At 62.6% G+C, this 10,646-nt stretch carries 10 protein-coding genes; 5 read left to right on the forward strand and 5 right to left on the reverse strand.

All coding sequences use genetic code 11. The features are described 5' to 3' along the window. The coding region (locus VIW95_RS15490) for a D-alanyl-D-alanine carboxypeptidase family protein (RefSeq protein WP_331588155.1) at nucleotides 1-840 on the reverse strand (840 nt) is incomplete at its 3' end. Between the two features lie 67 nt (nucleotides 841-907). On the opposite strand from VIW95_RS15490, the gene VIW95_RS15495 reads away from it, so the two are divergent. The 5 genes from VIW95_RS15495 to VIW95_RS15515 all read left to right on the forward strand — a co-directional run bounded on the left by VIW95_RS15495 (nucleotide 908) and on the right by VIW95_RS15515 (nucleotide 5,719). After that, on the forward strand, nucleotides 908-1,099 hold the full coding sequence (locus tag VIW95_RS15495) for a hypothetical protein (protein WP_331588157.1): 192 nt from the start codon (nucleotides 908-910) through the stop codon (nucleotides 1,097-1,099). A gap of 16 nt (nucleotides 1,100-1,115) precedes the next feature. Continuing rightward, complete coding sequence (locus VIW95_RS15500) at nucleotides 1,116-2,426, forward strand: glycosyltransferase (RefSeq protein ID WP_331588159.1); 1,311 nt, start codon at nucleotides 1,116-1,118, stop codon at nucleotides 2,424-2,426. A 19-nt stretch (nucleotides 2,427-2,445) separates the two neighbouring features. Then, nucleotides 2,446-2,862 (forward strand): hypothetical protein, encoded by a 417-nt coding sequence (locus tag VIW95_RS15505; protein WP_331588161.1) that lies wholly within the window; start codon nucleotides 2,446-2,448, stop codon nucleotides 2,860-2,862. Nucleotides 2,863-2,873: 11 nt separating this feature from the next. Beyond that, nucleotides 2,874-3,686 (forward strand): alpha/beta fold hydrolase, encoded by an 813-nt coding sequence (locus tag VIW95_RS15510; protein WP_331588163.1) that lies wholly within the window; start codon nucleotides 2,874-2,876, stop codon nucleotides 3,684-3,686. Nucleotides 3,687-3,997: 311 nt separating this feature from the next. Further along, nucleotides 3,998-5,719 (forward strand): ATP-dependent DNA ligase, encoded by a 1,722-nt coding sequence (locus VIW95_RS15515; protein WP_331588166.1) that lies wholly within the window; start codon nucleotides 3,998-4,000, stop codon nucleotides 5,717-5,719. A 26-nt stretch (nucleotides 5,720-5,745) separates the two neighbouring features. Here the strand turns inward: VIW95_RS15515 and VIW95_RS15520 are convergent, their stop codons facing one another. The 4 genes from VIW95_RS15520 to VIW95_RS15535 all read right to left on the reverse strand — a co-directional run. Beyond that, on the reverse strand, nucleotides 5,746-5,964 hold the full coding sequence (locus VIW95_RS15520; protein WP_331588168.1) for a hypothetical protein: 219 nt from the start codon (nucleotides 5,962-5,964) through the stop codon (nucleotides 5,746-5,748). A 103-nt stretch (nucleotides 5,965-6,067) separates the two neighbouring features. Next, the gene (locus VIW95_RS15525; RefSeq protein ID WP_331588171.1) at nucleotides 6,068-6,631 is read right to left on the reverse strand and encodes an NUDIX hydrolase; all 564 of its coding nucleotides are present in this window, start codon (nucleotides 6,629-6,631) and stop codon (nucleotides 6,068-6,070) included. Beyond that, nucleotides 6,628-9,216, reverse strand: coding sequence for a VWA domain-containing protein (locus tag VIW95_RS15530; RefSeq protein ID WP_331588173.1), 2,589 nt, complete (start codon nucleotides 9,214-9,216; stop codon nucleotides 6,628-6,630). Before VIW95_RS15530 ends, VIW95_RS15525 begins: the two co-directional genes overlap by 4 nt. Beyond that, nucleotides 9,213-10,646, reverse strand: a 1,434-nt coding sequence (locus VIW95_RS15535) for a hypothetical protein (protein WP_331588175.1), incomplete at its 5' end; no start/stop codon positions are given. The genes VIW95_RS15530 and VIW95_RS15535, both read right to left, overlap by 4 nt.

Genomic DNA, 10,646 nt, shown 5'->3' on the forward strand with positions numbered 1-10,646 from the left:
AGTCTCGGCGACGCCGTCGTGCACCGGGATTGTGGCGGGCACCGACTTTTTCAGATCAGGCCGGTAGCTGACGAAAGTGCGAAATGCCCAATCGATCAATTTTTCGGATTCGGTCACGCGGTGCGCCTCGCTCGGAGCGCCCAGCACCGCCGACAGCAGGTTCATCCCGTTAGATCCCGCCGACGCGACGAGATGATAACCGGCCTCGTCAACGTGACCAGTCTTAATCCCGTTGACGCGTGCGTCGTGCAGCAGCAGCTTGTTGAAGTTGGGCTGCGAGATTTTGTCGAAAGTGAATTCTTTGGCCGAGGTATATTTGATTGCCTCCGGATGATGATTCACGAGCGAGTGCGCGAGCGCGACCATGTCGGCCGCGGTCGTGAACTCGCCTTCTTCGGGCAAACCGTCGGGGTTGTCGAAGTGCGTTTCCTTGAGGCCGATTGCGCTGGCCTTGTCGTTCATCATTTTGGTGAAGGAGTCGGTGCTGCCGCCGAGATATTCAGCGAGCGCCACGGCGGCGTCGTTGCCCGACGACACCATCAGGCCGAACAGGAGATCGTTCACCGCGACCTTTTGTCCGACGCCAAGAAACATCCGCGAGACGGTGTCGTTCATCGAAAGCCGCCACGCATTTTCGCTGATCGTGACGTCGGTCGACGGAGTGATTCTACCGGCCTTCAACGCGTCGAGAGTGAGGTAGAACGTCATGATCTTGGCGAGGCTGGCAGGCTGCATCTTCTCGTGCTCGTTGTACGCGTACAGCACCGCGCCGGTGTCGGCATCGATCATGATTGCGGCCTTCGCGTCGAGGGCGAACGGCGCCGGGCGGTTGCCGAGCACCTGAATCGAAGTCAGCGGAACCGCTGGGGCGTCTTCATGTGCCTTCGGGGCAACCGGATGGCGGTGAATGACCTTCGCAAATGAAGAAGTGAAACTCGCCGCCAAAATGGCGATCGTCGCAAATGCAATAATTTTCGACTTTGAATTTTTCCCCACGCCCATCCTCATCAGCCTCAAGAGACTACTACGCGAGAGCCCGGCGCGCGACATTGCGGGCATCGTCAACTGGCATATTCCCTTTTCTCGCGTCACAGCATAAAGGAAACTGAGCCCGAATGAACATTTCCGTAATTTTACCGGTCATGAACGAGGCCGAAAACCTGAGGATACTGATCCCCAGGCTCACCGCGTTGTTGGACCGCGAGCGGATTACTCACGAGATCATCGTGATCGACGGGCCGTCCACCGACGGCACTCGCGAAGTGGCGCGAGAGTTAGGGGCGCGCGTCGTCGAAGAACGCCGGCGCGGGTACGCGGGCGCGATGGAGACCGGGATCGCGGAGGCGCGCGGCGACTACCTGCTGACGCTCGACGCCGACCAGTCGCACGACCCGGATTTCGTGGTCAAGATGTGGCGGGCGCGCAAGCGCGCCGACATCGTGGTCGCGTCGCGCTACATGCTTGGCGGCGTCGCCTACTCCGATTTCATCCGCCGCTCGACGAGCTGGTTTCTGAACCAGGCGTTGCGGCGGATGCTCTCGATACCGGTGCTCGACATGTCCAGCGGATACCGCTTGTACCGGCGCGAGGTGTTCGCCGAGCTGGAACTCACCTCCTCGAATTTCGAGGTGCAGGAAGAAATCCTGGTAAAAGCCTACGCCAGAGGATTCAGCGTCGTGGAAGTTCCGTTCACATATTTTCCGCGCGGCGCGGGGCGCTCGCATGCGAAGCTGTTCAGCTTCGGCTGGAAAATCTTCCGTTCATCGTTAAGCCTGTGGAAAATCCGCAACTCACTGAAGTCCGCCGACTACGACGAGCGCGCCTTCTACAGCTTGATTCCGCCGCAGCGCTACTGGCAGCGCCGACGCCATCGCATCACCGTGCTCTGGGCGCGCGGTGCCGAACGGGTGCTCGACGCGGGATGCGGCTCGAGCCTGATAGTGCAGAGCCTCAACAACGTCATCGGGATGGACTTCAACTACGCCAAGCTCCGTTTTCTGCGCCGCTACGAAATCCCGCTGGTCCAGGGCTCGGCCTTCGCTCTGCCATTTAAGGACGGTTCGTTCGACTGCGTTATGAGCTCGCAGGTCATCGAACATATTCGATACGACGAGTCGATTTTCAGCGAGATGCACCGGGTGCTCCGGACCGGTGGCACGCTGATCCTCGGCACGCCCGATTACGCGACGATTGGTTGGCGGATTATTGAACCGATTTACGGCTTCCTGATGCCGGGCGGATACAAGGACGAGCACATCACACATTACACGCTCGCACAGCTCCGCGAGATCCTCGCGCGGTACGGCATTGTGATCGAGGAGACCGCCTATATCGCGCGCAGTGAGCTGATCCTTAAGTGCCGCAAAGCTGGACGCGAGGAGAGCGCGCCCCGCGAGGTCGCAGCGGTTGCTTCGACGGCGGCCTGAAAACAGGGAGCGAACCCCGATGACGGCAGGATACATGTCGAGACTGGCCGGTGCGCTGACAGTCGTGGTGACGATCGCGACATGTACCGCGTCGTGCTCGAGCAAGCAGGAGCAACCGCCGGCGATGGATGTCGGCAGCACGCAGATATCGCCCGCCGCAGCCGGTAGCTGCAAAATCGACGCGGTCAAGATGTGCCAGGCAACGGGATCGTCAGCGCCGGCGCCTCCGCAGCCCGCGATGGCGAGTTCATACGGGCCGCCCAACCTGCCAGACTCGATCGAGTTTCAGATTCCTGCCGGCGAGAGCATCAAGTTGATGTGTTACTACGATCCGCAGCACAACTCGGTCTATCGGGCCGATGCGACGCCGCAATCGCCGCTGAGCGGGAATTCCGTCGAGTACATGAAGAAGCAGGGATTCTGCGCTAGCAACTAGAGGAAATCGAAATGCCAAAGATTCAAGCCGGTGAAGTGAAACTCAACTACGATGTTGCCGGGAAGGGCGAGCCACTCCTGATGATAATGGGCCTCGGCGCGAGTTCAGCCGTGTGGGATCCCGAGCTGATAACCGACCTCGCGCGCACGTTGCGCGTGATCACTTTCGATAATCGCGGCACCGGGCAGAGTGACAAGCCCGACGCACCGTATTCGATCGAGATGTTCGCCGATGACGCTGCGGGGGTGCTCGACAAGCTCGACGTTCCGCGCGCTCCCATCTTTGGCGTCTCGATGGGCGGGATGATCGGGCAGGAGTTCGCGGTGCGGCATCCGAAGCGGACGGCGACGGTCACGCTCGGATGCACCACGGCAGGTGGCACGCATTCCGTGCCGCCGCCGCCTGAATCGTTGAAAATTCTGACCGCGCCGCGCGAAGGTGTTTCGCCGGAGGAGGTGATTCGGCGCGGATGGCCGCTCGGGCACACGCCGAAATACATCGCGGAGCATCGCTACCTGCTCGAGGCTGCGATTCCGCGCCTGTTGAAATATCCGACCCCGCCGTTCGCGTTCCAGCGCCAGCTCGAAGCGACCTACACGCTGAAGACTTACGACCGTCTGCCGCAAATCAAGGCGCCGACTTTGGTCGTGACCGGCGCCGAGGACGTGCTGATCCCGGCGAAGAACTCCGAAATTATCGCGGCGCGGATTCCCGGCGCGAAATTACACCTCATCTCCGGTGTGGGCCACGCGTTCATGGATGCCCGCGAGGAGTTTCTGAAAGTATTTCTGCCGTTCGTGAAGTCGCACCCGATCGCGGCCTGAGAAGGTCTAGATATTCTCGCGCGATTGTCCCCCTTCCCTCGAGGGAAGAGATTACTCCCCGAAATCCGGTCCCCCTTCCCGCTCGGGAAGGGGTTAGGGGTTAGGTTCTCTGCATCGTTCGCGACGCCAACAACAAAGGACCGCTGCGCGATTTCGAAACCGGAACCGGCTTCGCGTGCGCGAAGCTGTCCGGAGGCCAGAAGCCATTTCCTCCCCTCGCGTTGCTCAGGTCGTCAGGATGACACCAAAACGCGAAGCTGTCCGGAGGCGCGCCCGCTCGCGCTGGTCGCTTCGTCAGGAGACATCAACACTTGCGCGAGGCGTCGCGGGCGGGATTAATCTCGTACGTGCCCTCGTTTTACGACTTCGCGAACGTCTGCCAATCGCTCAGCCAGACTCAGAGCCGGCTGCAGATGGCCGAGGAGGTGGGCACGTTTCTCGCCTCACTCAATATCGACGAAGCGGAAATCGCGGCGCGATTCATGGTCGGACGCGCGGTCGAGCAGGGCGAGGAGAAGCGGCTCCAGATCAGCGGCCGCGCAGTCTGGAAAATCGCCGCCGAGATGACTGACAGCGCCGACCAGGGCGAGGACATCTTCACCGCCGCCGAAGACTTTGGTGAGGCCATCGAGATGACGCTCAAGCTTCGCGCGGCCGATCCGGAGCCCACGCTGACGATTCGCGAGCTCAACCAGAAATTCGCCGAGATTGCCGCTATCGAGGGACGTCACGCGCGCAACCGCAAGCTCGACGCGCTGCGCGAGCTGTTCGCGCGCGCGTCGGCGTTCGAGGGCAAGTACATCGCGAAGATTCTGATCGGTGAGATGCGTCACGGGGTGAGCGAAGGGTTGATGCTCGAGGCGATTGCGAGGATGAGTGCGCGGCCGGTCACTGAAGTGCGCCGGATTCACATGCTGGAGGCCGATTTGGGCCGCGTCGTGCGAATCATCCGCTCGCCAGCTGGCGCGGAAAAACCCGCCGCCGGAGAATCTTCGCCGACCTCGCCAGCCGCCAAGCCGCTCAAGCCGATGCTTGCGTTTCCGGTCGCAGACATCGCGGAAGCGTTCGCGACGCTTGGCTCGGAGCTATCGTTCGAGCACAAGCTCGACGGCGCGCGAGTGCAGATTCATCATGCGGGCGATGGCGACGTGCGAATTTTCTCGCGCAGACTGAACGAGATCACCGAGAGCATTCCCGACGTGGTCGAGGTTGTGAGTCGAATCGGCGCGCGTCACGCGATTCTCGACGGTGAAGTGATCGGGGTGGACGCGTCGGGACGTCCCGCAGCATTTCAGGATCTGATGCGCCGGTTTGGCCGCACTCGCGACGTCGAGAAAGCGCGCGCCGAGCAGCCGCTGAGGCTGTTCGTATTTGACGTGCTCGCGCTCGACGGCGCTCTGACAATCGATCGCCCGTGGGCGGACAGAATTTCCATGCTCGAAGAGCTGCAGTCGTCAGCCGGGTTAGAGATAGTCGAACGAATCATCAAGCCCAACCTCGCCGCCGCCGAGAAATTCTACGCCGACGCCGTCGTGGCCGGATACGAAGGCGTGATGGCGAAATCGCTTGCGAGCGCGTACACGCCGGGCGCGCGCGGTCGCGGATGGCTCAAGATAAAGCATACGCGCACGCTGGACCTTGTGATCGTGGCGGCGGAGTGGGGCTACGGCCGCCGCCACGGCTGGCTATCGAACTATCATCTCGCCGCGCGCGACCGGAATGGCGGGTTCGCGATGCTCGGCAAGACGTTCAAGGGTCTCAGCGATGAACAATTTCGCGCGATGACCGAGCGGCTGCTCGCGCTCAAGACCGAAGAGTCGCACGGCGTCGTGACCGTTCGCCCCGAGGTCGTCGTCGAGGTTGCGTACAACGATATCCAGCGCAGTCCGAACTACGACGCCGGGATGGCGTTGCGATTCGCGCGAATCGTGCGCATCCGCGACGACAAGTCGCCGGAGCAGGCGGATTCAATTGATACTGTGACTGCAGATTACGAGCGGCAGAAAATTTTGCCGTCGGCAAGAAAAGTCTGATCTCTCACTGCTCGACGCGTCGCGAATCAGTGATGATGATGCTGGATGTGGTTGGGTTCGTGCGCGTCGCTCAGCGCCATCCCGATAGCCTCGATTTCCGATCGGCCGAAATCCTCGAGCACGAACGCCTCGACGCCGGCGTCGGTTTCGACTCGCTCGTAGAGGTCGCAGCACCACCAGTCGGGACCCAACTGACGCGTCCGAACGACGAAAACGTTGCCGCCAACCACTTCAACCCGTTCCATAAAAGCCACCTTCCTTACCTGGAATGGCCGCAGGTGCCGGGAGTTCAAGATAAATTATTTAGCACACTCACGTCAGTAGTGCTAATGCTCGAATGCGGGAAAGTCAGCGTGATTGGCTGAGTTTTCGGGTCGAAGCGACCCACGCCGTCAATGCGTCGGTGGTCGTCGGGAACGCGAGGTCGTGCCATGGGATGTCGTCGGGCTCGAAGTAGCGGACTTCAGTTGCTTCGACGGTTAGCGCCGGTGGTTGTTTGCCAGGAGTGGCGAGATAGACGACGACCGTGATGGCAGAATCGTTGAACACTCCGAGCAGCGGGCCCAGCGCGGCGCGCATTCCGACTTCCTCGCGCGTCTCGCGAAGCGCAGCATCGGCGACGTTCTCGCCGAAATCGACGTAGCCGCCCGGGAACGTCCACTTGCCGACGGCGGGCTCGATGCCGCGACGGATCAACAACACGCGGCCGTCGTCGATTACGAAGCATCCGGCGACCAGCTTGGGTCCGGGGAACAGCACGAAGCCGCATCGCGTACAGACTTTGCGCTCAGCGTTTTCGGGCATGAGCATTCGCGACTCCATCGCGGCGCCGCAGAGCGGACAGAATTTCACCTTGGCGGGATAGTCGCGCTGCACGCGATGGTTGGCGTGGATTGAGTCGTGTTTCTTCATGCAGTCAGGCGGCGGACGAGTGCTTCTCCGATCAGCAGAATCATTGCGGCGACGAGCAGGTACGGATTCATCGAGACGCGGCGCTCGAGCGTTGCGCGCTCGGTCGAGACTTCCGCCGGCGATGGATTCAAACGCCCGCCGGTCGCGGACGCGAGCTTTTCGAGCAGGCCGTAGTTGGGCTCGGGCCGCGGCAGTTCGGCGTTGACCGACGGGCTGACGGTGAACGCGAGCGGCGGGAACTTCTTGTCCTTGCCGGAAGGCGAACGCACTTCGAAGTAGTAATTGCCGGGCGCCGGCGCGTCGATCGATCCCGACAACTCGCCCACGACTTCCTCGGTGAGCGCGGTGTCGGTGCGGGTGCCGTCGGGCCGCGTCACCAGCACGCTGACGAGCCGCGCCGCGTTGCCGGGTTCGGCGCTGTAGTCGGTGAGCTTGATGTTGATGCGGCCCGCGTTGTAACCGAGCGCGACGTCAATCTTCGGCTCGGCGGGCATCTCGGGCGTCATCCACGCGAGCAGCCGATCCCACAGCGGCGCAAAAAGATTAGTAGTGATCCACGTTCCCGACCATCGTCCGCTCGCATCCGTCGTCACCGCCATTACCTTGCCGGCGCCGTATTTCCAGCTCGCGATCACGGGTTCGCGCGTGCCGCTGCGCTCGACGTACATGTCCATCGTGGCGCTCGGTTTGATCTCGGTCGAGACATAGCCCTTGAGCGGCGGCATCTGGCGCGATGCGAGATCTTTCAGAATCGCGTCGGGGCTTTCGGTGCGTGGCGTAAATTCCTTTTCGAACATCGTGATCTCGCCGCCGTGTGCCTTGAAATCCTCGACGAAGAGCTCTGGCAGATTCTTTGGATTGTCGGTCTGATAGTACGAACCGCCGCCGTACTTCGCGATCGCCTGCAGCAGGTCGACGTTTGCCTCAGTGCCGACCGCCACGGTCGAGATGGTCGTGTCGGCGTCATGATGCATTCGCGAGACGAGGTCGTAGTACATCTCGGCGGTGCCGCCCGTCTCGCCGTCGGTGAGGATCACGACGTGCTTGACCTGCGCGCCGCTCGTGCCGAGCGTGCGTTCGGCCTCGCGCAGTGCGGGAATCAGGAAGGTCTGGCCGTGCGCCGAGAGCCGGTCGATCATCTGATTGAAATACGCGCGGCTCTGCCCAACCGATTGCAGCGGGATAACGACGAAGGGCTGCGAGTCGAATCCGATGACGCCGATCAGGTCGTTGTCCTTGAGATTTCGCGTGACGGTCTCGGCCGCAGCTTTCGCGTAAGTGAGTTTGTCGTTACGGCCCATCGAGCCCGACTTGTCGATAATCAGAACGAGCGCGCGTTTCTTTTCCTTGTGCTGCGGCGGCTTCATCGTCACCGGCATCACCGGCGCGAGCGGACTGTCCGCGTATCCGCCAAGGCCGAAGCTCGAATCACCACCGACCATCGCGAGTGAGCCGCCGCGACTCACGTACGCTGCCATCGCGTTCTGCGCAGCAGGCGCGATGCGCTCGCTCGGCACGTTGTTGATCAGCACCGCGTCGTAACCTGCGACGGTGCCGTCCCAAGTCCCGCCGGTGACTGGCACGACGGTCGGCTCGAGTCCCATCCGATTGACGACGGTGCCGAGGTAGTTCGCGTCCTTCGCGCTGTCGGTAAGAATCAGAACTTTGCGCCGCGCGCCGACTCCGACCCATCCTTTCAGCGAGTCGTCTTCGAGGTACGCGTCTTGCGCGGGATTGTCAGGTTTGAACGACGCGCCGTACGAAGCGAGCCCCACGGTTTCAGTGTGCACCGGAAAGTCGAAGCGCTGCGAGCCGCGCGCCAGAGTCACTCTGCGCTGATCGATAGTCGCACCGTCGCGCGCGATGGTGATTGTTCCCGTCACCGGCGCGTCGTTGAGATTTTCCATCGTGACGCCGAGCTCGAACGGCGCAGCTTTCTCCAATGCCGGCGGCAACGAGAGCGCCGTCATCGCGACGTTGGGAATCGATCGCGCGCCGGGGGGAGTGAAGATGTCGAGCCGAATCTCGGCGTTGACGATTGCGCTGATCGCGCGGTCGGCGTCGCCGCGATTTTGCCAGCCGTCGGTCACCATCACGGCCGGGCCGCCGTGCGCGTCGGGATCGGCGGCGATTCGGTAAAGGGCACTTTCAAGATTGGTCGCGCCGGGCCCGCATTCGGCGCATCCGGTGTTGTTGGCGAAAGCCGACTCGACGGCGCCGATCGATTGCGGCGCCGCGCTGGTTGCGAACACGTATGCCGGATCTCCCGCGCGCAGCCCAAGGTCGTCGCGCAGCAGCTTCAGCGTCCACGCGCGCATCGCAGGCGTGATGCTCGCGCTCGCATCGACGATCGCCGGCCGCGCCGCGCCCTCGGAACGCATCACCTGCTGCGGATTCGCGAGCGCGACGACGAACAGCGCGAGCACCAGCGCGCGCATCACCGGCGCAAATACTCGGCGCGGTTCGCGGGCGTTGATAAGTCCCCACAGCAGGACGACCGCGGGGATCGCCAGCAGGTAGAGCGCCTCGCGATGCGCGAAGGTCAGATCGTGCGGCAAATCATGCGGGAAGATTGCGGGAATCACAGCGCGGCCTCGACGACGCGCCGGCGTCGATAGACGATGAGTGCTTCCAGAGCGGCCAGCGCGATGATCGCAAAGAGCAGGTAGTCGCTCAGCGACGATTTTTCCATCACCGGCTCGACGGAACCCGAATTTGGGGCTTCGACTTTGAGCAGCGGCGAGCTCGAGAGGTCGGACTCGCTCAAGTCGGCAAGGTTAACGGCGCGCGGCGTCTGCGTGCCGCCAGCGGCGACGAGCTCATAAACTCCCTGCTCCGACACATCGCTGAAAAGCGTGCCGGGATGAGCAGCCCGCTTTCTTCCCGACGGCAGCACCACGCGCTCGACGCCCGCCGGCACCAGCCACGGCTGTCCCGTCCGGTAGCCGCTGCTGCTCCCACCTAGGCCCGCGAGATAGCTGATCGCGTTGAGCGTCAGCACCGACATCGGAAGGTTGCGCTTGCCGAGATACGGAAACGGATTGAAACCGGTCGCGACGAAACGATGCGCGCCGCGCTCGCCCTTGAGCAGCAGCGCGCCGCCGTCGCCGCCAACCACCTGGCTCATCCACGGATGCGTCCCGAAATATTCGCCGCCGCGCAGACTCAGCAGCCGGAAATTCACCGAGTCGGTGAGCCTGTCGGTCGTGCGCCATCCGGCAATCTCGACCTTCGCGGTCGGCGTCACCGTCAATCCGAAAACGGGATCGCCCGGCGGTGGCATCACGAGCATCGTGTTCACCGCGGGGATTTCCTTGGGCGTAGCGTATTCAAAGATGGCGAGATCGAAGTTGGCGAGTTCGCTCGGCGCATAAGCGTCCGGACTCTTTGCGGTGACCGCGACCCCGGGAATCGAATTCAGTCCCTTGGCATCGGCGGGCGTGGGGCTGATGAAGAGAATGGACACGTTCTTGACGGAGCCCGCGGTCGCGTAGGCGACGTTGTCGAGCGCGAGTGCGTCTTCGGGCGCGAGTTTCGCCTCGTAGATTCGGGCGGGCGGAATCGCCGGGAATTCGAGCGTCGCAGTCTCGCGCGCGCCGAGTGCTTCTTGGGCGTGCGCGACTTGCTTGCCGTCGCCAGTCACGACGAGTTCGAGCGCGCGCGTCTGGGGGCTGAAGTTGGCGATAGTGAGACTCGCGTGAAGAGCTTCCGCGCCAAGGACTTCGCGCCGCAGCGAGAACGAGCCGATCGCCGAGTTCGCGACCGCGTCGCCTACCGCAATCGGATGAATTCGCGCTGGGACCGGCGCGGCGAGCGCGTCGGCGCCGGCGAAGATCACTTTCGCAACGCGCGCTTCCGAGGCGAGGTTGCCAAGAAAGTTTTCGAGCGTCGTTTGGTCGTTGGGCGCATCGGTCGGCTTGATTCGCGACAGCGCCAGTCGCGCCTCGGTCAACGTGGTGAACGGCGGCGCCACGCGGCGTGGCTGCGGGGCGGTGACGTAAACCGAAATTTCGCC

This window comes from Binatus sp. (SeqCode) (assembly GCF_036522015.1).
Lineage (GTDB): Bacteria > Desulfobacterota > Binatia > Binatales > Binataceae > Binatus.